The sequence below is a fragment of the Brevibacillus sp. 1238 genome (assembly GCF_029892995.1).
Taxonomy (GTDB): domain Bacteria; phylum Bacillota; class Bacilli; order Brevibacillales; family Brevibacillaceae; genus Brevibacillus; species Brevibacillus parabrevis.
The window spans coordinates 262,735-286,331 of record NZ_JARXWC010000006.1; the positions used below are offsets into that span (position 1 = coordinate 262,735).

General features: G+C 54.2%; 19 protein-coding genes and 1 riboswitch. Of the genes, 12 read left to right on the forward strand and 7 right to left on the reverse strand.

Features of this window, described 5'->3' with window-relative positions:
• Together M2298_RS16490 and M2298_RS16495 are read left to right on the forward strand one after the other, a co-directional pair.
• Positions 1–1,731 carry an ABC transporter ATP-binding protein gene (locus M2298_RS16490; RefSeq protein ID WP_173599126.1) on the forward strand — a complete coding sequence of 577 codons (1,731 nt, stop codon included), beginning with the start codon at positions 1–3 and terminating at the stop codon, positions 1,729–1,731.
• A complete protein-coding gene (locus M2298_RS16495; protein ID WP_280648751.1) occupies positions 1,728–3,614 on the forward strand; it encodes an ABC transporter ATP-binding protein in 1,887 nt (628 codons plus the stop codon). Before M2298_RS16490 ends, M2298_RS16495 begins: the two co-directional genes overlap by 4 nt.
• A 225-nt stretch (positions 3,615–3,839) precedes the next feature.
• Here M2298_RS16495 and acnA read toward each other — a convergent pair whose 3' ends face one another.
• Positions 3,840–6,569, reverse strand: coding sequence for an aconitate hydratase AcnA (gene acnA, locus M2298_RS16500; RefSeq protein ID WP_122963987.1), 2,730 nt, complete (start codon positions 6,567–6,569; stop codon positions 3,840–3,842).
• 280 nt (positions 6,570–6,849) lie between these two features.
• Here acnA and M2298_RS16505 point away from each other — a divergent pair, with 280 nt between their 5' ends.
• Genes M2298_RS16505 through M2298_RS16515 form a run of 3 tightly spaced genes read left to right on the forward strand, consistent with a single transcriptional unit; the run spans position 6,850 to position 10,435 of the window.
• Positions 6,850–8,622: an ABC transporter ATP-binding protein gene (locus M2298_RS16505; RefSeq protein ID WP_280648752.1), complete on the forward strand. Its 1,773-nt coding sequence runs from the start codon at positions 6,850–6,852 to the stop codon at positions 8,620–8,622.
• A complete protein-coding gene (locus M2298_RS16510) occupies positions 8,619–9,293 on the forward strand; it encodes a response regulator transcription factor (protein WP_280648753.1) in 675 nt (224 codons plus the stop codon). The genes M2298_RS16505 and M2298_RS16510 overlap by 4 nt, the downstream gene beginning before the upstream one ends.
• Positions 9,290–10,435, forward strand: coding sequence for a sensor histidine kinase (locus M2298_RS16515; protein ID WP_122963990.1), 1,146 nt, complete (start codon positions 9,290–9,292; stop codon positions 10,433–10,435). The genes M2298_RS16510 and M2298_RS16515 overlap by 4 nt, the downstream gene beginning before the upstream one ends.
• A gap of 35 nt (positions 10,436–10,470) precedes the next feature.
• Here M2298_RS16515 and M2298_RS16520 read toward each other — a convergent pair whose 3' ends face one another.
• From M2298_RS16520 to M2298_RS16540, 5 genes are all read right to left on the reverse strand, one after another.
• A complete protein-coding gene (locus M2298_RS16520; protein ID WP_122963991.1) occupies positions 10,471–11,496 on the reverse strand; it encodes a ThiF family adenylyltransferase in 1,026 nt (341 codons plus the stop codon).
• A 5-nt stretch (positions 11,497–11,501) separates the two neighbouring features.
• Positions 11,502–12,209: a molybdenum cofactor biosynthesis protein gene (locus M2298_RS16525; RefSeq protein ID WP_173596893.1), complete on the reverse strand. Its 708-nt coding sequence runs from the start codon at positions 12,207–12,209 to the stop codon at positions 11,502–11,504.
• 109 nt (positions 12,210–12,318) lie between these two features.
• A complete protein-coding gene (locus M2298_RS16530; protein WP_280648754.1) occupies positions 12,319–13,137 on the reverse strand; it encodes an SPL family radical SAM protein in 819 nt (272 codons plus the stop codon).
• A gap of 14 nt (positions 13,138–13,151) precedes the next feature.
• Complete coding sequence (locus M2298_RS16535; RefSeq protein WP_280648755.1) at positions 13,152–13,865, reverse strand: 2OG-Fe(II) oxygenase; 714 nt, start codon at positions 13,863–13,865, stop codon at positions 13,152–13,154.
• Positions 13,858–14,394: a methylated-DNA--[protein]-cysteine S-methyltransferase gene (locus tag M2298_RS16540; protein ID WP_173599132.1), complete on the reverse strand. Its 537-nt coding sequence runs from the start codon at positions 14,392–14,394 to the stop codon at positions 13,858–13,860. Before M2298_RS16540 ends, M2298_RS16535 begins: the two co-directional genes overlap by 8 nt.
• 232 nt (positions 14,395–14,626) lie before the next feature.
• On the opposite strand from M2298_RS16540, the gene moaC reads away from it, so the two are divergent.
• The 4 genes from moaC to M2298_RS16560 all read left to right on the forward strand — a co-directional run bounded on the left by moaC (position 14,627) and on the right by M2298_RS16560 (position 18,557).
• Positions 14,627–15,109 carry a cyclic pyranopterin monophosphate synthase MoaC gene (gene moaC, locus M2298_RS16545; protein ID WP_063228098.1) on the forward strand — a complete coding sequence of 161 codons (483 nt, stop codon included), beginning with the start codon at positions 14,627–14,629 and terminating at the stop codon, positions 15,107–15,109.
• 3 nt (positions 15,110–15,112) lie between these two features.
• Positions 15,113–16,393 (forward strand): MFS transporter, encoded by a 1,281-nt coding sequence (locus M2298_RS16550; RefSeq protein ID WP_173599133.1) that lies wholly within the window; start codon positions 15,113–15,115, stop codon positions 16,391–16,393.
• A 96-nt stretch (positions 16,394–16,489) separates the two neighbouring features.
• Positions 16,490–16,603: riboswitch (SAM riboswitch) on the forward strand.
• An 84-nt stretch (positions 16,604–16,687) separates the two neighbouring features.
• Entirely contained in the window at positions 16,688–17,869 is a 1,182-nt protein-coding gene (locus M2298_RS16555) for a pyridoxal phosphate-dependent aminotransferase (protein ID WP_280648756.1), read from the forward strand.
• A 217-nt stretch (positions 17,870–18,086) separates the two neighbouring features.
• A complete protein-coding gene (locus M2298_RS16560) occupies positions 18,087–18,557 on the forward strand; it encodes a hypothetical protein (protein WP_122963998.1) in 471 nt (156 codons plus the stop codon).
• A 37-nt stretch (positions 18,558–18,594) separates the two neighbouring features.
• Here M2298_RS16560 and M2298_RS16565 read toward each other — a convergent pair whose 3' ends face one another.
• Positions 18,595–19,506 (reverse strand): LysR family transcriptional regulator, encoded by a 912-nt coding sequence (locus M2298_RS16565; RefSeq protein ID WP_254223353.1) that lies wholly within the window; start codon positions 19,504–19,506, stop codon positions 18,595–18,597.
• A gap of 153 nt (positions 19,507–19,659) precedes the next feature.
• Here M2298_RS16565 and M2298_RS16570 point away from each other — a divergent pair, with 153 nt between their 5' ends.
• Genes M2298_RS16570 through M2298_RS16580 form a run of 3 tightly spaced genes read left to right on the forward strand, consistent with a single transcriptional unit; the run spans position 19,660 to position 23,589 of the window.
• Positions 19,660–20,775 (forward strand): extracellular solute-binding protein, encoded by a 1,116-nt coding sequence (locus M2298_RS16570; protein ID WP_217022320.1) that lies wholly within the window; start codon positions 19,660–19,662, stop codon positions 20,773–20,775.
• A gap of 4 nt (positions 20,776–20,779) precedes the next feature.
• Positions 20,780–22,483 carry an ABC transporter permease gene (locus M2298_RS16575; RefSeq protein ID WP_217022319.1) on the forward strand — a complete coding sequence of 568 codons (1,704 nt, stop codon included), beginning with the start codon at positions 20,780–20,782 and terminating at the stop codon, positions 22,481–22,483.
• Positions 22,480–23,589, forward strand: coding sequence for an ABC transporter ATP-binding protein (locus M2298_RS16580; RefSeq protein WP_254223352.1), 1,110 nt, complete (start codon positions 22,480–22,482; stop codon positions 23,587–23,589). Before M2298_RS16575 ends, M2298_RS16580 begins: the two co-directional genes overlap by 4 nt.
• The last annotated feature ends 8 nt before the right edge of the window (positions 23,590–23,597 follow it).

Here is a 23,597-nt window from a genome sequence, read left to right on the forward strand (position 1 = left end):
TTGCTGAAATTATTGCGTTATTTACGGCCATACCGTCAGATGGTCTTTCTGACGATGTTGTTTATGTTGCTTCAGTCGATTGCGAACTTGTATCTCCCGACGTTGATGTCACATATCGTCAACGAAGGGATCGTGAAGGAAAATACGGCTTATATATGGACAACGGGCGGCTTCATGCTGCTTGTCTCGGCAGGCGCTGCAGTTTTGTCTGTCGCGGCCAGCTACATGGCATCCCGTTCTGCTTCCGGTTTCGGGATGCGGATACGCAGCAGCGTGTTCAGTCATATTGAACGGTTCTCGCTGGAGGAGTTCGACAAGCACGGGACCGCTTCGCTGATCACGAGAACGACCAATGACATTGCCCAAGTCCAGCAGGTGCTGAACATGATGTTGCGGATGATGGTCATGGCTCCGATGATGTGTATCGGCGGGATCATCATGGCTTTGTCCAAAGACGCGGAGCTGTCCATCGTGATCATTGTGGCGATTCCGATTTTGGTCCTGGCGATTTTCGGGATCGGCTCGAAAGGGATTCCGTATTTCCAAGCCATGCAAGGCAAAATCGACAAGCTCAATCTCGTGCTGCGCGAGTCGTTGACAGGCATCCGCGTCGTGCGGGCTTTCAATCGGATTGAGCACGAGCGGGGACGCTTCAATCGCGCGAACGAAGATTTGACTGCGACAGCGATCAAAGCCAACCAGATCATGGCTGGGATGATGCCTGTCATGATGCTGATGATGAATGCCACTTCGATTGCGATCATCTGGTTTGGCGGATTGCGGATTAGCACGGGCCATATGCAAGTAGGCGATTTGATGGCCTTTTTGCAGTATGCGATGCAAATTTTGTTTTCCTTGATGATGGCGTCGATGATGTTCAGCATGGTGCCGAGAGCTTCCGCTTCAGCGGCGCGGATTCACGACGTGCTCTCGACTGAGCCGGTCATCGTCGACCGCGAGCAGGCAAGTGTAGGGAAAGCAAGCGCAGGGGGAGACGTCGTTTTTGACCAAGTGACGTTCCGCTATCCAGGCGCAGAAAAGCCCGCCCTCTCCGACATTTCTTTCGTGGCCCGGCGTGGACAGGTGACGGCCGTGATCGGAGGAACCGGCTCGGGGAAAAGCACGCTCGCCAGCCTGATCCCGCGCTTTTACGATGTCGAGAGCGGGTATGTTCAAGTAGGCGGCACGGATGTGCGCGACTGGCCGCAAAGCGAGCTGCGGACAAACATTGGCTTCGTGCCGCAAAAGGCTCTGCTGTTCACCGGGACGATTGCGGACAATATTCGTTACGGAAAAGAAGAGGCGACAACAGAGGAAATCCGGCACGCACTGGACATTGCCCAAGCCACAGACTTTATCGAGAACATGCCGGACGGATTGGATACGGTGCTCTCGCAGGGCGGAGCCAATTTGTCCGGCGGGCAAAAGCAGCGGCTTTCGATTGCCCGGGCGCTCGTTCGCCAGCCGGGCGTCTACATTTTTGACGACAGCTTTTCGGCGCTTGATTTCAAAACAGATGCCAAGCTGAGAGCTGCCTTGAAAAGCGAAACGCAGGAGGCGACGGTCATCATCGTGGCACAGCGGGTCAACACGGTGATGGACGCTGACCAGATCATCGTGCTGGAGGAAGGCAGAGTGGCGGGGATCGGCACACACCGCGAGCTGCTTGCCACCTGTAGCATCTACCAGGAGATTGTCACATCCCAACTGACAGAGGAGGAACTCGCATGAAGGAAAATCAACAACGACCTCCCCAAGGGCCAGGCGGGCAAAGGCCGATGGGCTTCGGCGGGCCTGGAATGCTGACAATGCCTGGTCAGAAGGCAAAAGATTTCAAAGGGACGCTGCGCCGCTTGCTCGGCTATTTGAAGCCGTATCGCTTCCAGCTGTTCATCGTCTTTTTGACCGCTGCACTCAGTACGATTTTCGGTATTCTCAGTCCGAAGCTGCTGGGGAATGCAACGACTACGATTTTCGAAGGGTTCATGGGCAAGGTGAAGGGAGTACCTGGGGCGACGTTCGATTTTTCTGCGATCTGGCAAATTATCGTGACGCTGATCGGGCTGTATTTGTTTTCGTCTCTGTTTGCCTATATTCAGCAATACGTGATGGCTTCTGTCGCGCAAAAGACCGTGTATGCTTTGCGCAAAGAAGTAAATGAAAAGCTGGCGCGGCTGCCGCTGAAATACTTTGACGAGCGCACGTATGGCGAGATCATGAGCCGGGTCGTCAACGATGTGGATACGATCAGCGGGACGTTGCAGCAAAGCTTGACGCAGACGATCACGTCGATCATCACGCTGGTGGGGGTAGTCGTCATGATGCTGACGATCAGTCCGCTGATGACGGTGATTTTGATGCTGACCTTGCCGCTTAGCGTCGTTGTGATCAAACTGGTGGCTTCCCGCTCGATGCCGCATTTCAAAGGACAGCAGCAAGCGCTCGGCGAACTGAACGGTCACGTGGAAGAAATGTACACGGGGCATAAAATCGTCAAAGCGTTTGGCCGGGAAAAAAGCGCGATCGAGAAGTTCGATGCGATTAACGAAAAGCTGTATCAATCAGGCTGGAAGGCGCAGTTTCTTGCCGGGATCATGATGCCTTTGATGATGTTTGTCGGCAATATCGGATTTGTGCTTGTCTGTGTAGTCGGAGGCGTGCTCGTGACTCGCGGCAGTATTACGATCGGGGATGTGCAGGCGTTCATCCAGTACGCCCAGCAGTTTTCCCAGCCGATTACGCAAACGGCCAACATTGCGAACATCATCCAGTCAACGCTTGTCGCTGCCGAGCGTGTTTTTGAAGTGCTGGACGCAGAAGAGGAGTCGGCAGATGAGCGCTCCGAAGCTGTCGCTGTCCGTTCGCAGGGGCATGTGCAGTTCGAACACGTGTCGTTTGGCTACAAGGAAGCGGAACCGCTGATTACGGATATGAACATCGATGTACAGCCAGGCATGACGGTGGCGATCGTCGGACCGACCGGGGCTGGCAAGACTACTTTGGTCAATTTGCTCATGCGCTTCTACGAGCTTGATGGCGGACGCATTACGATTGACGGACACGACATCCGCGATTTGCCGCGGGGCGAGCTGCGGAGCCAGTTTGGCATGGTGCTGCAGGACACGTGGCTGTTTAACGGAACGATCAAGGAAAATATCGCCTACGGACGGGCGGGGGCAAGCGACGCCGAGATCATCGAGGCGGCGAAAGCAGCACATGCCGACCATTTTGTGCGGACGCTGCCGGAAGGATACGAGACGATGCTGAATGAGGAAGCATCGAATATCTCGCAAGGACAAAAGCAGCTTCTGACGATTGCCAGGGCGTTCCTCGCCGATCCGGCGATTTTGATTCTCGATGAGGCGACGAGCAGCGTCGATACCCGGACAGAGCTGTTGATTCAAAAAGCGATGGCTGGTCTGATGGAAGGACGAACGAGCTTTGTGATCGCCCATCGCCTGTCGACGATCCGCGATGCCGATATGATTCTCGTCATGAACAAGGGCACGGTGATCGAGCAGGGGAATCACGCAGAACTGCTGGCGCAGGGCGGTTTCTACGCCGATTTGTACAACAGCCAGTTTTCGCAAGACAGCGAGACGCAAGTAAGCTAATAAAAGTGCGGGATTCTTCCCAGCCTCCGCTGGCAAAGCTCCGTGACACTTGAACTGCTTTCTTTCCAAACCAAACGCCAGGAGAGTAGTAAATCAGTAACCACCACAGACTTTTTGTGGTGGTTTTTGTACGTGCTCCAGAACACGAAAAAGCAGGCCGCCGAAAACTCCGGGGCCTGCTTTTTTGGGTGGGTGCTGTTACGAACTTATTTGTGTCGCGAAAACTTACGCGTTTACTGGTTTGCCTTCGTCCAGCAGCTGGCGAAGAACAGTTTGCAGAATACCACCGTTGCGGTAGTAGTCTACGTCTACCATGGAGTCGAGACGAACGATTACTTCGAACTCGAACTTGCTGCCGTCTTGTTTGGTTGCTTCTACTTTTACGCGTTGGCCTGGCTGAACTTCGTCGGAGAGACCCAGGATGCTGAAGGACTCAGTGCCGTCGATGCCCAGGGACTTCCAGCTTTGGCCGTCAGCGAATTGCAGAGGCAGAACGCCCATACCTACGAGGTTCGCACGGTGGATACGCTCGAAGCTCTCAGCGATAACCGCTTTGATGCCCAAGAGGAAAGTACCTTTTGCTGCCCAGTCACGGGAAGAACCAGTACCGTACTCTTTACCAGCCAGTACAACGAGTGGAGTGCCGTCTGCTTGATACTTCATGGAAGCATCGTAGATGGACATAACTTCGCCGGATGGCAAGTATTTCGTTACGCCGCCCTCAGTGCCAGGAGCCACTTGGTTGCGGATACGGATGTTGGCAAACGTACCGCGCATCATGACATCGTGGCTACCACGACGAGCGCCGTAGGAGTTGAAGTCTTTGCGCTCTACGCCATTTGCTTGCAGATAAATACCTGCAGGGCTGGTTGGCGAGATGTTACCAGCTGGGGAGATGTGGTCAGTTGTCACAGAGTCACCGAACAGAGCGATGGTGTTCGCTGCTTTGATGTCTGCGATCGCTGCGATTTCGCCAGCAAGGTCTTTGAAGAATGGCGGTTCTTGGATGTAGGTGGATTTTTCGTCCCACTCGTACAGATCGCCAGTTGGAACGTCGATTTTGTTCCAAGCTTCGTTTTGTGTGAACACTTGGCCGTACTCGGCACGGAACAGGTCTGGGTTCATTGCTTTGCCCATTGCTTCCGAGATTTCTTGTGGAGTTGGCCAGATGTCTTTCAGGTAAACAGGCTCTCCGTCTTTGCCAGTACCGATTGGTTCTGTAGTCAGGTCGATGTCTACAGTACCAGCCAGTGCGTAGGCGATAACCAATGGAGGAGAAGCGAGGTAGTTCGCTTTTACCTGTGCATGGATACGTCCTTCGAAGTTACGGTTACCGGACAGAACAGCTGCTACTGTCAGGTCTTCGTCAGCGATTGCTTTGCTGGTTTCTTCTGGCAATGGACCGGAGTTACCGATGCAAGTGGTGCAACCGTAGCCGACTACGTTGAATCCGATCGCATCCAAAGAATCAATCAGACCAGCGTCAGTCAGGTATTGCGTTACGACGCGGGAACCTGGAGCCAGGGAGCTTTTCACGAAAGGAGGCTTTTTCAAACCTTTTTCCACTGCTTTTTTCGCCAGGATACCTGCACCCAGCATTACGCTAGGATTTGATGTATTGGTACAGGAAGTAATCGCTGCGATCACGACAGCACCTGTTTTCAGCGTAGCGGTTTCACCGTTTGGATAAGCAACTGGTGCGCTTGCTGCGATTTTCTCTTCGGAAAGACCAAATCCGCCTTTGTCGATTGGCGTACGGAGGCTGTTGTTGAAGGATTCCTTCATAGCAGTCAGCTCTACGCGGTCTTGCGGGCGTTTTGGACCAGCCAAGCTTGGTACGACAGTGGACAAATCCAGTTCCAATGTTTCGGAGAAGACTGGGTCTGGAGTGTCGTCGGTACGGAACAGACCTTGTGCTTTGGTGTAAGTTTCTACCAGAGAGATCAGGTCTTCTTCACGACCAGTTTGACGCATGTAGTTGAGTGTCTCCGCATCTACAGGGAAGAAGCCCATTGTAGCGCCGTACTCAGGAGCCATGTTTGCTACGGTAGCGCGGTCAGCCAGCGAGATGTTGGACAGGCCAGGGCCGTAGAACTCCACGAATTTACCTACCACACCTTTTTTACGCAGCATTTGCGTAACAGTCAGGGCGAGGTCAGTTGCCGTTGCACCAGCATTCAGGGTGCCAGTCAGTTTGAAGCCGACAACTTCTGGTGTTACGAAGTACAGAGGTTGACCGAGCATTCCTGCTTCTGCCTCGATACCACCGACACCCCAACCAAGAACACCAAGACCGTTGATCATAGTGGTGTGGGAGTCAGTACCTACCAGAGAGTCAGGGAAAGCAACGAGTTCGCCATCTACTTCGCGAGTAGCGATAACAGTTGCCAAGTACTCCAGGTTTACTTGGTGAACGATACCAGTAGCTGGAGGAACAGCACGGAAGTTGTCAAACGCTGTTTGCGCCCAACGCAGGAAACGGTAGCGCTCTTGGTTGCGTTCAAATTCGAGCTTCATGTTGTTGTCCAGAGCTGCTGCATTACCGAAATCGTCAACCATTACGGAGTGGTCGATTACGAGATCAACAGGCACGAGCGGGTTGATTCGTTTTGGATCTCCACCAGCGCGCTTCATCGCGATACGCATCGCTGCCAAGTCAACGACAGCAGGTACGCCTGTGAAGTCTTGCAGGACGATACGAGCTGGCATGAGTGGTACTTCTTGGTTTTCGTCGCGGCCTTTTGTCCAGGTCGCCAGTTGTTGTACGTGTTCTTTGGTGATCGCACGGCCATCGAACTGACGTACAGCAGCCTCAAGCAAAACTTTAATGGAGAACGGCAGTTTGGAAACATCGCCGAGTCCTTGTTCTTCCAATCCTTGCAGGCGATAGTACGCGAAAGACTTGTCGCCTACTTGCAGGGAAGATTTCACTTTGTAAGCATCTTGTTTAGCCAATGTATACAACCTCCCTATTGTAACTTGGGGTTTCATCTGGTGAAACGCAGTTTCGTTTCCTTATTACGAACTTATTATACTCGATTTGTTTCCCGGCTTCTACCCCAAATTCATCATTTATATACAAAAATGATGGGAGAAAAAACAAACCGGTATGTTTCCCGTTGTATTTAATGAAGGAAAAATATCCAGACTTCATGTATTATCCCGTTTATATTTCGTTTACATTCATCCGTTATCGTATCACTTGTCACGAAAAACAAGCAGAGGAGTCAGCTATATGAAAGAACAAACGACCAACCAAAGACCCGGATTGGGAAATTGGCGACCTTTTTATCAACTCATCAAGGCAACGAAGCCGTCCAAAATGAAGCTCGGCATCGCCTTGTTTATGAGCATCGCGACGACTGTGGTCAGTCTGGTCATTCCGATGTTTACGAAAGACCTCGTCGACAGCTTCACCCTTTCGACGATCAGCCAGGGGCAAATTGCGCTGTTGATGATTGCTTTCGTCGCGCAAGCCATTGCCAGCGGCTTGTCCATTTACTTGTTGAATCACGTCGGCCAGAGCATTGTGGCTGCGCTGCGTGAGCGCTTGTGGAAAAAGCTGCTCGTCCTGCCCGTCGCTTATTATGACAACCATCGCACGGGAGAAACGATCAGCCGGATGACGAACGACACCGGGGTTGTCAAAGGACTGATCAGCGAGCACCTCGCCAACTTTTTTACCGGAATTATCGCCATCATCGGATCGGTGGCAACGCTGTTGTACCTCGATTGGCAAATGACGCTGACGATGCTGATCGCCGTCCCGCTGTCCATCGCGATTCTCGTCCCGTTAGGCCGGCAAATGTACAAAATCTCCAAAGGGCTGCAAGATGAGACAGCGAGCTTTACCACGGTCATGAATCAAGTCTTGTCCGAGGTGCGGCTGGTCAAGGCGCAAAACGCCGAGCCGCATGAGTACGCAGCCGGAAGCCGGGGGATTGGCAACCTGTTCCGTTACGGGCTGAAAGAAGGACGCGTGCAGGCGATGATCGGGCCGTTGATCTCGTTTGTTTTGATGGTGTTGCTCGTCGTGATCATGGGCTACGGCGGGATGCGCGTTGCGACTGGCGCTCTGAGCGCTGGCGAACTTGTCGCGTTTATTTTGTACCTCGTTCAGATCATCATGCCGCTGGGGCAGTTTACCCAATTTTTTACCCAACTGCAAAAGGCAATGGGCGCAACAGAGCGAATCATAGCTACATTGGAGGAACCGGAGGAAGATCACGAGACAGGTCGCACACTGGAAAATGCAGCGCTGCCGATCCAACTGGACAAAGTGGGCTTTGCCTACGAAAACGGGGAGCGCATTCTCGATCAGGTCAGCTTTACGATTCCGGCGGGAAAAGTGACGGCGATTGTCGGGCCGAGCGGAAGCGGCAAAACGACGCTGTTCGCCTTGCTGGAACGGTTTTATCAGCCAGCAGAAGGCGAAATTCGCTTGGGACATGATCCGATCGATACGTTTTCGTTGGCATCATGGCGCAGCAAGATCGGCTACGTCTCCCAGGAAAGCCCTTTGATTGCAGGGACGATCCGGGAAAATATTTGCTACGGCATTTCCCGCCCGATTAGCGAAGCAGAACTGAAACAAGCGGCGGCGATGGCGTACGCGGACCAGTTTATTGACGAATTGCCTGATGGCTACGACACTCAAGTAGGAGAGCGAGGCGTCAAGCTGTCGGGAGGGCAACGTCAACGCATCGGGATTGCCCGCGCCCTGCTGCGCGATCCGCAAATTTTGATGCTGGATGAAGCGACCTCAAGCCTCGACAGCAAGTCGGAAATCATCGTTCAGCAAGCGTTGCAAAACTTGATGAAGGGGCGCACGACTCTCGTGATTGCCCACCGACTGTCTACCGTGGTGGACGCGGATCAGATCATCTTCCTGGAAAAAGGCAAAATAACCGGAATGGGAACGCACGAACAACTGTTTGAATCGCACGACATGTACAAGGAGCTGGCTAGCCAGCAATTGCTGATGAAGGAGAAGGTGCAGGCGACATGACGAAAATTATGGTAGTGGACGATGATCCGCACATTCGTGAGCTTGTCCGCGTCTTTTTGCGCAACGAGGGCTTCGAGGTCGTGGAAGCGGAAAATGGCGTCGAGGCGCTGAAAAAAATGGAATCGCCCGGTGCCGATCTGGTCATCCTCGATATTATGATGCCGCAGATGGACGGCTGGGAGCTGTGCCGACAATTGCGTGAGCATTACGATACCCCGCTGCTCATGCTGACGGCCAAAGGAGAGACGGCACAAAAAGTCAAAGGCTTCGAACTCGGAACGGACGATTATCTCGTCAAGCCGTTTGAGCCGGCAGAACTGGCTGTGCGGGTAAAAGCGCTGCTCAAGCGCTACAAAATCGCCGCCTCCCACAAAGTACAGGCAGGGCTTTTGCAGTTGGATCGCAAGACGTTCGAGATTGCGTGTCAGGACAAGGCGTGGACGATTCCGTTGAAAGAGTTTGAACTGTTGTTCAAGCTGGCGAGCTATCCGGGGCAGACGATTCCGCGCGAGCAGTTGATCGAGCAAATCTGGGGCTACGATTTTGAAGGCAACGAACGTACCGTCGACGTGCACATCAATCGGCTGCGCGAGCGTTTTACGGAAGGGGAGTACGGCTTTCGCATCCGCACCGTCCGCGGCCTCGGTTATCGACTGGAGCTGGACAAATGAAACAGCCAAAACAAATGCCGAACCATTTGTCCCATTCCAGTCGCAAGTTTATCGTTCTGAAACTGCTGTTTCTGGTCGGGCTGGTGGCTTTGCTCATCGCCTGCGGGGCTGGGGCGTATTGGGCGACCGGTTTCGTTTTCCACTATGCCGGACTTACGCAGAGCGAATTTATTCGAGCAGTAGTCAGCTCTTTCCTCAGCTTCGTTTTGTTTATTCTCATAGCGTCTGTGATTTCTCGCTTTGTCCGTCCGCGACATCTGGAGCTGTTTCAATTGCTGATCGATGCGTTAAGACGGATTGCCAAAGGAGATTTCAACGTGAATCTGGATTTCAAAGTGGAGCGGGAGTGGGGGCAACTCGTGGCGGGCATCAATCACATGGCGGAGCAATTGCAGGAAATGGAGAACATGCGCCAAGAGTTCATTTCCAATGTCTCGCATGAAATCCAGTCGCCGCTGACTTCGATTCGCGGCTTCGCCCGCGCCCTGCAAAACGACAGCCTGAGCGCCGAAGAGCGTCAACATTACTTGGAGATCATCGAAACGGAAAGCAACCGCTTGTCCAAAATCAGCGACAACTTGTTGAAGCTGACCTCGCTGGAGGGCAAGCATCACCCGTTTGAACGCAAGCGCTATCGTCTCGATCAGCAGTTGCAACAAATCATTTTGGCTTGCGAGCCGCAATGGCTGGACAAAGAAATTGAAATGGAGCTTGATCTGGAAAAGGTGTACATCGTGGCTGACGAGGACATGATGAGCCAGGTGTGGAACAATCTGCTTGCCAACAGCATCAAGTTCACCGAGCCGGGCGGGCAGATTCGCGTCGCACTGCACGAGCAGCAGGGCGCTGTACAGGTGCGCATTTCCGATACGGGGATCGGCATCGCCAAAGAAAATCTCGAACGCATTTTTGAGCGGTTTTTTAAGGAAGACAAGTCGCGCAATCGCACAACAGGCGGAAGCGGTCTTGGACTGTCCATCGTCAAAAAAATTGTGGAGATGCACGAGGCGACCATTTCCGTGGAGAGCGAGCCGGGAAAAGGAACGACTTTTACAGTAGCATGGCCGAGCGAGCAGGCGGACGCTCAAACAGATGGGCAGCCTGGCGCCGAGGAACAGCATCGAAAAAGAAAAAGACCTTGAGAGCCATACATTCTCAAGGTCTTTTTGTCGTGGCATTACGCCCCGATGTATTTGGCGTGCAGCGATCTTGCTACGCTGACCTCATCCGTTCCTTGCACGAGTACGCGCCCGTCCGGGAAGGCGACGAGGGTGTATGCATCGACGTGGAAGCGGAGCAGGAATTTGTTTTGCTCAATTCGGCCCAGTGGAGCGAGCCGTGCTGCGAGAGCGTCCAAATCGAGCGAGACAGCAGCTCCCGGCGAGATTTGCACCGTGTCTCGGCCACAGAGAGAGACTGCCTGTCCGTCCTGTGATTCGGGCTGCAAAAAGGTGTACTCGTGCTTGCCGCAGGTTGGGCAATCGCTGCGGCGGGCATTCGCCACTTTGATTTGCTGGTGGCGGTTTTGCCAGATTTCAAAATGCTCCAGATTCAAGTTGAGGTCGTCTGTTGCGCCGACCAACAGCTTGAACGCTTCGGTAGCTTGATACGAAGCTACGATATGAATGATCGGGCCGATGACGCCCGCTGTATCGCAAGTGGGCATTTCGCCCGGGTTGGGAGCTTCCGGGAACAAACAGCGCAAACATGGCGTGATGCCGGGACGGATCGTGGTAAACGTGCCCGTCGCACTGACAGCACCGCCGTACACCCACGGAATGCCGTGCTTGACGCAGACGTCGTTGACCAGATAGCGAACCTGGAAGTTGTCTGTCGCATCCAGCACCAGATCGACGTCAGAAAGCAGTTCCTCGGCGTTATAGGCGGACAGATCGGCGACAATCGGTTCGATGACGACGGATGAATTGATGTTCGACAGCTTGGCGTGGGCTGCAATCGCTTTTGGCAAATGCTCGGCGGCATCCGTCTCGTCGTAGAGCATCTGCCGCTGCAAGTTGCTCGGCTCCACGAAGTCGCGGTCGATCAGGCGGACAAAGCCTACTCCGGCGCGAACCAGATGATTCGACAGCACGGTGCCAAGCGCCCCCATGCCGACGATGGCCACACGGCTTTGTCCGAGCTTCTCCTGCCCGCTGCGTCCGATCGGATGAAACAGGATTTGACGGGAATAGCGTGTATCCAAAGCGACTACTCCTCCTTTCCGTACTCGGAGGCAAGCGGATTCCACGGGCCTTGCTGGTGGCCTTTCCATTCGCTGCCGTCTTCCCACATTTCTTTTTTCCAGATCGGAACGATTTGCTTCAGTCGTTCGATGGCGTAGCGCCCTGCTTCAAAAGACTCGTTGCGGTGCGCAGTAGCGACGGCGACGACGACTGCGATTTCCTCTACAGCCAAGTCTCCGATGCGATGATGCATCGCGACGGTCGCGCCAGGCCAGCGTTCCTTGATCTCGTCCGCGACCTGCTTCATTTTTTCCACTGCCATCGGTTCGTACGCTTCATAGGACAGGTAGACCGTGCGCTGTCCGTGCGTAAATTCGCGCACCGTCCCGACAAAGGTGAGAATCGCGCCTGCGTGCGGGTTGCTCACGAGGCTGACCAGCTTGTCCGCCGAGAGCTTTTCCCGGGTAACGGCAAAAAAGGGCACTTCTTCGCCGCCGCTGACTGGAGGCAAAAGAGCGATCTCATCCTGAGCGGAAATGACGCGATCAGGCTGGGCGTATTCGTGATTAATGGAAACAAAACTGCTGCCGAGCAGCGGGGCGAGGACAGGGTACTCTTCCCGGATTGCTTGCAGCAGATCGTGTACAGTAGCGTTTTCTGGCAAAGTCAATTGGATGTCGCGGGCATTGGCGCGTTCGGCCAGTCCGGCAAACAACAATACGGTAATCGTCAAGGCAATTCCTCACTTCCGCTTGTAAATGACAGTTCTCTATGGCTTGACGATATCACAATCGGAGAGAGATGCCAATGAGCGAAGGGCTGCAAGGTGCACGCTAAAAGGGCTAGGGGGCGAATCCCTCCTGGCTGATTTTGACTTCGCCAGGGGCGAAGACGCGCAACAGCCGCTTGTAGACGATCCGATACGCGGAAGGTCCCGCCCATTCCTCTAGTCCCGCTTCGCTGAACAGGGCGGGGATGCCGTTTTTGCTCGTCCGTTTGCCGCCGCTGCCGTCTCCCATATAAAAATCGTCCAGGCAGACGCGCGTGACCAGCGGCCGCAGCAAGTCGGGAAACGCTTCTGTGCTCGGCAAGGCCGGAGCGATCGTCGCCTGGGTCGGGACGCCAGCGGCAGCCAGTCGCTCCAACGCTTTCAGCCGAGCCGCAATCGGCGGAGCCTGCGGCGAAAACAGCTTGCGCATATCCTCCCGGTCGGTTTCCACCGTCATGCTGACCCGTACACGCTCTCCGAGTTGAACGAGCAAATCGATATCGCGTGTGACCAGCGGGCTGCGCGTCTGAACGAGCAAAAAGTCGGGTGGATTGTCCGCCATGACTTCCAACAGCGAGCGCGTCACCTTTTCCCGGTACTCCGCAGGCTGATAAGGGTCTGTGCTCGACGACATGAAAATCGTGACCTTGCCTTTTGCCTTTGCTTTGCTCAGCTCTTTGGCAAGCAGTGTGGCTGCTTCGGTTTTGACGTCGACCCACGTGCCCCAGTCCAAACCGCGAAACAGCGAGACAGGCATTTGCCGCACGTAACAGTAAGAACAGGCGAACGAACAGCCTGTGTACGGGTTGAGCGAATGCGTGTAATCCGCGAGAAAGCCGCTGCCTTTATTCAGGAGCGACTTCGGTTGTTTGTAAAAGAGCGTGCTTTTCAAGCTAATCCCTTCTTTTACGTAGCGTCGTGGAAAATGATGCCCAGGCTGTACCGCGTGCCTGTCGTGATCGTGCTGACTCCGTGACGCATCGTCGTTTTGTAGTAGCCACGCGTTCCGGCTACAGGGCGGTAGGAGGTGGGGAAAATCAATCCCGCCCCTTGTTCCAAGGTTATCACATGACCTCTGCTTTGCGCGCGTGGCCGTTGCTCTGTCAGGAGAAATTCCCCGCCGGAAAAGTCTTTTTCCTGCTGATTTAAGACAAACACAACCTGAAACGGAAAAAACAGCTCTCCGTACATATCCTGATGCAGACAATTGTAGCCGCCTGCTTCGTATTTTAAAATCAGCGGCGTCGGCCTGGTCTGTCCGTGCTGGTGACAATGATCGAGAAAATCAGTCAGAGCCGCAGGGAAAGCAGCCGTATGTCCGAGCAGTTGCCCCCAATGATTGGCTACTGGAGCCAGCCGGGGATACAAGCTTGCCCTGAGCTGTTGGACGAGCGGCGGCAGCGGAGCCTGATAGTAGCGATATTCGCCGCTGCCAAAGCGGTAGCGCTCCATCGGGATTGTTTTGCGAAAAAGCGAGTCAGCGGAGTAGCCCGCGATCAACTCCTGACATTCTTCTTCCTTTAATAGGCGCGGGAGAGTGGCGTAGCCTTGTGCATCCAACTCATGAACGATCTGCTCCCAGCTTTGCGCGTCGATTCGATTCGCCAACGTGTCAGACATGGACAGCGCTCCGTTTCACGCTCGTTTTCTCCAGCTTGAGCAGCTCTGTTTTCATGGGGAGGCCGCCGCGATAGCCTGTAAGCTTCCCGTCTTTTCCGACCACCCGATGGCACGGAATCGTCAACAACAACGGATTGGCGCCAATCGCTGCGCCCACTGCCCGGACAGCCGCGCTGTTGTTGATGTGGGCAGCAACGTCGGAGTAAGAGGCCGTCTGTCCGTACGGAATTTGCTGCAACGCCTGCCAAACCGCTTGTTGAAAAGGAGTGCCCGACAGATCGTGGGCGACTGAAAACTGCTGGCGTTCTCCCTGCAAATACTCGATGATCTCTTTGGCGTACGGAGCCAGCCGAGCCGCATCCTGGACGAGAGCGTATCGGGGTTTGCGCCGCGCTGCCCATTGTGCCAATTCGTCAATCGGGTGGTGATTGGAGCCGACGAAAGCAAGTCCCTTCTCTGTTGCTGCGATGTACAGACTCCACTCGCCATGCTCTACTTTTGCCCAGTATATGTGCTGATTTTTGTTCATTTTGTTTGCGCCTCCTTAACAGTTGCCAATGTACGCACAGTATACCTTTGTTTTCGCGATTCCGTACGTTTTCGGCAATAAATCAGCAAGATAGTGAAAGCGGTGCGACATGATTTGCCAAAGACAAATCTCGCGGTGTTCCCATTGCTTTTCGCAAGCGGCGGGAGTAAGGTAGAAGAAGCAAAGTTGTAAGCGGGTTACGGGATCGTACAAATGGAGGACGAACAGGAACATGAGTGATCAACTGACGCATTTTAATGAACAAAACCGTGCACGCATGGTGGATGTTTCGGAAAAAGACATCACCAAGCGGGAGGCCGTAGCGGAAAGCAAAATCGTCATGAAGCCCGAGACGCTTCAGCGTATTCGCGAAGGGCGGGTAGAGAAGGGGGATGTGCTGGCAGTCGCGCAAGTAGCGGGAGTCATGGCTGCGAAAAAGACGTGGGACATCATTCCGATGTGTCATCCGCTTTCCTTGACCGGGATTGATATTCGCTTCACTTTTGAAAACGAGACGACGCTGGGCCTGGAAGCAAGCGTGCGGACGACCGGAAAAACAGGCGTCGAGATGGAAGCTTTGACAGCGGTAAGCGTTGCTGCTCTTACGGTGTACGACATGTGCAAGGCGATGGACAAAGGCATGGTCATCGGGCCGACCTGTCTGTTGAGCAAATCAGGCGGGAAGAACGGCGATTTTCGTCGGGGAGAGAACTAGATCATGAGACAGAAATGGGAATCCTATCCGAGCAGCATTCGTCTTCTGGCGGTTGCTGCCATCATTTTTTCTACGGGTATGGCATGTATATGGCCGCTCGTCACAATTTACATTCACGATTACTTGGGGAAGCCGCTGCCTGTAGCGGGTTTTTTGCTGTTATTGAACCAGGGCGCGTTTTTGATCGGAAGCATCACGGGTGGCATGCTGTTTGACCGCTGGGGAAGAATGCGGACGATCATAATCGGCTCTGTCGGCATTATTTTGATTACAATCGGTCTTGGACTTACGCACGATTTTACCGTGTATACGATCTTGCTGCTGTTAAACGGGCTGTTCTACGGAACGCTGTCTCCTGTCATGAACGCGCTGGCGGTCGTTTTGTGGCCGGAAGGCGGGCGCAAAGGAATCAACATGATTTACGTCGCGTTGAATGCGGGAGTGGCGGCAGGCTCGGCGCTGGGCGGACTTTTGGCGAGCGTATCGTTTTCCTGGACCTTTTTCGGGAACGCACTCACGCAAATGATCGTTCTCGCCATCTTCGTGATCTTTTTGCCGCGCCATCTGAAAGCGGCGGAGAATCGGCCACTGCCTGCTTCGCCAGCGGGCGAGTCGGACACGAGCAAGACCGATGCTGACGGACAGCTTGGCGCACATGGCGCAGGAGAGCTTCAGCCAACGCGAAAAGTGGTTTGGGGAGCCTTGCTGTTTTTGTGCAGCGGCTTGCTGATCAGCTGGATTGTGTACGTGCAATGGACGACGGTGTTGTCGACTTACATGCAATCTTTGGGCATCTCCTTGCGCCAGTACAGCTTGCTGTGGACGCTGAATGGCGGCTTGATCCTGTTTGGTCAACCGCTGATCGCCTGGGTCATTCGCCGCTTTGCTCGCACGCTGAAAGCGCAAATGCTGCTCGGCTCCTACGTCTTTGCCTTGTCGATGCTGATTTTGTCGCAGTCGACCTCCTATGCGGGCTTCGTCGCCGCAATGTTTATCATGACGTTGGGCGAAATGCTCGTCTGGCCAGCCGTTCCTGCCGTAGCCGCACAAATTACGCCAGCAGGACGTGAAGGCTTTATTCAAGGGCTGATCGCGGGAACAGGCTCGGCAGGGCGGATGCTCGGACCGTTGCTCGGCGCGATCATTTTCCAGCACTTCCAGGCGCAAGGGCTTTTGTACATCATGGCAGGGCTTGCGCTCTTGTCCGTGGCGTTTTTCGCCTTCCACACAACGTTTTTGAATCGCCGTCAAAAGGTGGCTGTGCCAACCGCAGAAAAGATGTAGCGAAAAAAGGCGAGCGTCTGCGGGGAAGCATCTTGACACGCCGAGAGCAGGCAATGTAGTATGAAGAAGATTAAAAACAGTATATTCCGTGTGATTTACTTATGAAGAGAGGCGGAGGGACTGGCCCTATGAAGCCCGGCAGCGGATCTGCGCGTGTAGCGATGCAGATGCTGTGCCAATTCCAGCAGGAGCATTCCTGACAGATAAGGACGTGACCAAGCTGATCTCCCCCTTTTTCTGTACGGAAAAAGGGGGTTTTTGCTGTATGGGCGAAAAGAAAGGAACTGAAGAGAAATGCGTATCCAACCTTCCGACATGATTGACCGACTGCCAACCCAATTTTTCGCGACGCTGGTAGCGAAAGTAAATAAAGTCATCGCCAACGGGCACGATGTGATCAACCTGGGGCAGGGAAACCCGGACTTGCCGACTCCTCCCCACATCGTAGAAGCGCTGCAAGCACATACAGCCAACCCGCTTCACCACAAGTACCCGCCTTTTTCCGGCCGACTGGAACTGAAGCAGGCTGTTGCGCACTGGTACAAACAACAATTTGACGTAGACCTTGATCCGGAAGAAGAAGTAGCGGTTTTGTTCGGCAGCAAAACAGGACTGGTGGAAATTTGCCAGGTGCTGATGAACGCAGGCGACGTCGCGCTCGTACCGGACCCGGGCTATCCGGATTACTGGTCGGGTGTGGCGGTCGTCAATGGTCGGATGTCGATGATGCCGCTGACAGCAGAAAATCAGTTTTTGCCGGACTACAGCAAAATTCCGCAAGCCGATTTGGATCGGGCCAAGCTGATGTTTTTGAACTATCCGAATAACCCGACAGCGGTGAATGCGCCGTTTGAATTTTACGAGGAAACGATTCAATTTGCCCGCAAGCATGAGATCGTCGTCTGCCACGACTTTGCCTACGGCGCGATCAGCTACGACGGCAAAAAGCCGGTCAGCTTCATGCAGGTGCCAGGGGCAAAAGAGGTCGGTGTCGAGTTTTACACTTTGTCCAAAACGTACAACATGGCTGGCTGGCGCGTAGGGGCGATGGTCGGCAACCGCGAGCTGGTGAGACTGATCAATTTGATTCAGGATCATTATTTCGTCAGCCTGTTCGGTGCTGTGCAAATGGCCGCGGTAACCGCGATGACCGAATCGCAACAATGCGTTCGGGATTTGGTGGCTGTTTACGAAAGCAGACGCAACGCCTTGTTCTCCAATCTGCACCGCATCGGCTGGCAAGCGCCGCCGTCCCAAGGCTCGTTTTTTGCCTGGCTTCCGGTTCCAGCCGGATTCACTTCCATCGAGTTTTCCGATTTGCTCCTGGAAAAAGCGCATGTCGTCGTTGCTCCCGGTGACGGCTTCGGCCCTACCGGGGAAGGATACGTTCGCGCCGCGCTGTTGTCGAGTGAAGAACGTCTGGCGGAAGCGGTACAGCGCATTGAGAAATTGGGACTGTTTGCCAATATCAAATAGGATGAGAACGGACCGCACTTTCCTGCATGAGAAAGTGCGGTTTTTGTTTGGAAATCAGGGGAATAGCAGGAGATTTTCTGGGTAAAATGTAAGGGCCATGCGTTTTTGGAAACCAAGACAGGCAAGGCGAATAAAAATCATTCTCACCGTTGACAGATAATGATTTTCATTATAGGATGGTAATGATAATTGATCTCAGCAAGAGCGGGAGGGTACTATGCGCTATCAGATTAACGGTTACACGGACATGTATACGGTGATCGCCAACGAGCGGAAGATCGGTGGAGCCATTGAAGCAGCTCAGGTTCGACTGCGCACGGGAGAGATTTTTGCCAATGCGGTTCTCACTCGTTTGGAAATGTCAGGTGCGCATTTTTGCTCGATCGGATTCGTCACAGAAGAAGGCAAGCGGCTGATTGTGCACGTAGATGATATCAGCATGATCGCAGATGCGCGCCATGTAAATGTATGTGAGCTGACCAATGAATGCATGCGTGCAGAGAAATGCGCGGATCGCTTGAAGCGTTTGAAGCGTCTCTGTGAGCTGAACGAAGGAAGCTGTACGCCGACTTTCCAGGAAGAAGCGCTGCTTTTGGCAGAGGACATCGGACTGGATGAAGCACGCGGACACGTAGACTTGTCTTTCTTGCCGCAAGCAGAAAAGGCTCGTGTTGTTCGCATCGCGTAGAATAGCTATTTGATTTACATAATCGCCCCTTTCCCTTTTACAGCGGAGAGGGGCTTTTTGCGTGCGGGCGTTGATGCTGCAAAAACCGGATGAAGCTCTGGACCGGATAAGGCATGATGTCGTCCTGGCGATAGACGAGGCAAATGTGCCGGCGATTGACGTAGCCGGGCAGTTCGCGAACGATCAGTTCACCAGTCTCGCTTTCGCGCACGACGCTGCGATACGGCAGGACACTGACGCCCATGTTGTGTTTGGTCGCTTCCTTGATCGTCTCGATCGCCCCCAGCTCCATGCGCACTTGCCAGCGCAGCTGGTTTTCCTGGGCCCAAAGTTCAGCAAGCTCGCGTGAGGTGGAGCCTGCTTCGTGAATGAGAAACGGCTCGGATTGCAAATCAGTCAGCTCGATCACGTTTTTTTGGGCAAGCGGATTTTGCGGAGCGAGAACGAGGCGCAGCTCGTCGGCAAGCAGCGGAATGACATGCAGACCGTCCTGGGGCTGCATGGACAACGAGACAATCGCCAAATCGATCTCAAAATCGCGCAGCAGCTCCATGAGCGGCCGCGCTTTTTTTACGGTCAAAATCGGCAGGACGTGCGGATGCTCCGCCTGAAATGAAGCCAGATAAGGGGGAAGATAGTAGGTGGCAGGCGTATAGCTCGCCCCGATTTTCAGCGTTCCTCTGCCGCCGTGGCGAAACTCCTCCATGACTTGTCCGGCCTCTGTGAGCAAAGTGGACACTCTGCGGGCATAAGGCAAGAGCGCCGCTCCTGCTTCCGTCAGGCGAAAGTGCCGCGGCTGCTTGTAATACAGCTCCACGCCGAGGTCGCTCTCCAGTTTTTTCAGGTGAAAGCTGACGGTTGGCTGCTTGATATGCAAAGCTTCGGCGGCTTCGGTCAGCGACTTGCATTGAGCGGAAACGGCAAATACGCGCAATTGCTGAATATTCATCGAGTCGATCCCTCCGCCACCAGTATAGATACTCTCTATCGTTCCATCAATAAACATAGACGTTATTTAACACAAGCTTAGCATCTCATTTACTTTCCGCTCACACTAATCGCGTAAAGTTGTCGGTAGGAAAAGAAATGGGAGGGAAACGGAATGAACAAGAAAAATCGCAAGCCAAAATGGTCCGTATTGACGCTGCTCGTCTCAACGTCTTTGCTTTTTGCAGGATGTGGACAAGGCTCCACCACTCCGGCAGCATCAGGTACAGACAAAGCGGGCAATCAGCCGGCAGCATCCACAACAACCGGGAGCGCGCCAACAAAAGAAGACAAGTCGAAGGGAGAGCCGCTCGTCGTCTATCTCAATGACTTCGATGAGATCATCGGCCCGATGTTTGAAAAAGAGACAGGCTACAAAGTCAAACTCGTCTCTGGCAACGGAGCAGAAATCATGTCGCGGATCGAAGCGGAAAAAGGCAATCCGCACTGGGATGTCGTCTGGATGGACGCGATGCCGTCGATTCACAAGCTGGGCAAAGACGGACAACTGCTCGAAGGCTGGACGCCGAATAACGCTGCGGGCTTGACAGACTTTGCGGCGAAGCTCGTTCCAGCGAACAAAACGTACTACCCGACAGGTGCGCATGCAGCGGGTGTCATCATTGCCAATACGAAACAACTCCCGGCAGACAAAGCTCCGAAATCGTGGAACGATCTGGTCAAGCCGGAGTTTCAAAATATGGTCGGCATGGCGGACCCGGCGGTAGCTGCTCCGGCCTATCCGTTTGTCGCCTGGTTTTTCCAGCAGGAGGGCATGGACAAAGGCAAAGCTTACTTCGATCTGCTGCTGCAAAACGGCGCTCGCGTCTACCCGAAAAATCCGAATGTGGCAAAAGCTTTGACAGGGGGCGAGATCAAACTGGCAGCCCTGCAAGAAAGCAATGCCTACACGCTGAAAAACAAAAAAGAGCCTGTTGAAATCATCTGGCCAGAAGAAGGAGCGCCTGCATCTGTGCGCGTAGCCGGGATTCAGAAGGATACGAAAAACGTGGAAGCAGCGAAAGCGTTTATCGACTTCATTCTCGATCCGAAGGTCCAGCAGCAATTGATCGATCAGGGAGAAGAAAGCTACTTCGAGCCGTCCGCAAAAGGAGCCGTTGCCAAAAAAGACCGGGCTGCCAATGCCAAGCTGGTCGTCGCCGATCCAGAGTGGGCTTCCGAGCATGAAGCGGAAATCAAGCAATGGTTTGCCGACAAAGCGGTAAAGTAAAGCGATGAGATTGCTAGGGACATATGGAAACCGAATGGGCTGGCTCGTGCTGGCCATTCTCTTTTTCCTGATTTTATTGCCGCTTGCTGCTGTCATCATTCAAGTGTTGTTGCCCGGTGTCTTTTTCGGGCAGTGGAACACCGGGGATTTATCGCTGCTGCTGGACGTGTTCACTCGGCCGCTCTGGCTGGCTTCCTTGAAAAATTCCTTATACCTTGGCGTAGGAACGACGGTATTTGCGACAGCGCTCGGCTGCGCACTGGCTATCGTCCGTTCGCGCTGGTCGTTTCAAACGGCAAGGCTGCTCGATCTGGCGGTCTGGGTGTTGCTGATTACGCCATCGTTCATTTTGGCGCAAGGCTGGGTGATGTTTGCTGCGGCAGATGGTCTGGCGAACGCCTGGCTGGGCTGGACCTGGATCACAAGTCTCGTCTTTTCGCCAGAAGGTCTGGTTGTGGTGATGTCGCTCAGCAAATTCCCGCTCGCTTACTTGGCGATTGCGAGTGCGCTGGAATGGAAGGTGGACCGATTGGGAGAGGCAGCCAGATTGTGCGGCAGCTCGCTCTGGACGGTCTGGCGCACGGTAGAGCTGCCGTTATTGCTGCCTGCGATTTGTTCCGGGGCGCTGCTCGTGTTCATGGATACGATCGGCGACTTCGGCTTGCCAGCTTCAATTGCTGCTGTCTTCCGTTTTCCGACGCTGCCGTATTCGATTTATTCGGCTCTGTACACGTCGCCCATCCGCTTTGACATGGCGGGAGTGCTGTCGTTTTACCTCGTGCTGCTGATTGTCGCTGCGATGAGCATTCAGTTTTATGTGATGCGCAAGGCGCGGTTTGATGTACTGTCCTCCCGGGCGACCAGACAGGAGCGCAAGACAACAAAGCGGGGCAGCATGTGGCTGAATATCGGCTGCATCAGCTTTTTGCTGGTCGTCATCGGCATTCCGTTCGGGGCGAACCTGCTCATGTCCATCTCGGATACATCGAGCATGGATCAGGGCTTGCAAGGATTGACTCTGCGTCATTACGAAGAGCTGTTTGCCAATGGAGAAGCCTTGCTGGACGGCTTGCTGCATTCGCTTGGCATCGCCGCTACCGCAGGCATTATCGGACTGATCGTCGGATTTTTCGTCGCCTACGTGCTGACGTATTCGCCGTTCAAATACCGCAGGGCTGTCGACGTTATCTCGCTGGTCTCGCTGGCTGTACCTGGCGTTGTTCTCGGCATTGGCTATATTTTTGTCTGGAATCAGCGTTGGCTCGAACCGATCGGCTTGTTGCTGTACGGAACGCCGTGGATTCTCGCGCTGGCAAGTGTGGCAGGTGCCATCCCGATCATTACGCGGGTCATTGTCGGCGCGATGGCAAAAGTGCCAGGGCAGCTGCTGGCAGCTGCGCAAATGCAGGGAGCAAGCTTCGTCCAGCGCGTGAGGTGGATTTTGCTGCCGTTGATCCGCGGGGCGCTCGTCGCAGCAGGCTTGTCCGCTTTTGGCAGCAGTGTGTTTGATTTGGCGGCGACTTCGATTTTGTTCCCGCCTGATTTTATGACCTTGCCCGTCTTTATCAACAAGGCGTTTGAAGATCTGAAATTCGCTTACGCGGCGGCTTCGACCTTGATGGGCGGCGGTTTGGTCGTCCTGATCATCGTCATTGTCGAGCTGTTGTTTCAGCCGAAAAAATGGAAAGCTGGGAGAGATCATGCTTGAATCCGATACTGGAAGTTCGCGGAGTACACAAATCGTTTGGCAACTATGCTGCCCTGCGCGGAATTGATTTGTCCGTCCAAAAGGGAGAAATCATCAGCGTCCTGGGACCATCCGGCTGCGGGAAGTCGACTTTGTTGCAAGTCATTGCCGGGCTGACGCAGCCAGATGCGGGAGAAGTGCAACTGCGAGGTGCGCAGGTCGCTTCGCCTACGCGACTGGTGCCCCCGGAAAAGCGCAATATCAACATGGTGTTTCAAGACTACGCCCTGTGGCCGCACATGACGGTCTACGAGAACATCGCTTATGGATTGCAGCGCAAAAAAGCGAAAGCGGATTACATAAAGGCCAAGATTGCCGAGCTTGTCAGCTTGCTGCGTCTCGAAGGACTGGAGCAACGCCTGCCGCCCCAGCTTTCAGGAGGCCAACAGCAGCGTGTGGCGATTGCTCGCGCGCTTGCCACAGAGCCGGATTTGCTTTTGCTGGATGAGCCGCTATCCAATCTCGACATGCGGCTGCGCATCCGCATGCGCACGGAAATGGCTTACTTGTTCCGCCGTCTGGGAACAACCGTCTTTCATGTGACACACGATCCGGATGAAGCGTTTGCCATGGCAGATCGGCTGGTCATCATGAGAGCGGGGGCGATCGATCAGATGGGAGCGCCGCAAGATTGCTACGAGCAGCCAGCGACACGCTCTGCCGCATCTTTGCTGGGGGCCGGCAATCAGCTGACGGGCACGTTGCGCAAGGCAGCTGGCCGCGACATCGCGCTCATCGGAGAAGCGCTCGTCGAGGGTACAATACCCGCCGCAAAAGGAAGCGGGGATAGCGCTCATGTCCAGTCGGCGCTTGCAGACGGCGAGCAGATTGACCTTTTGTTTCGTCCCGAAGAAGCAGAGTGGGCGCAGCAGCCGGAGGCAAACAGTTTGCCTGTTCGCGTCGTGCACAGCACATACGAGGGCAATCGCTGGCGCATCCTCGGTGAAATCGGCGGAGGACAGACTTTGGCCTTTTTTCACGCGGAGCGACTGGAAAATACGGAACGGGGATACGTCTGCCTGAAGCCATCAGCCGCTTACTTGTTTCCTCATCTGGACGAAAGGTGAGCGAAGTC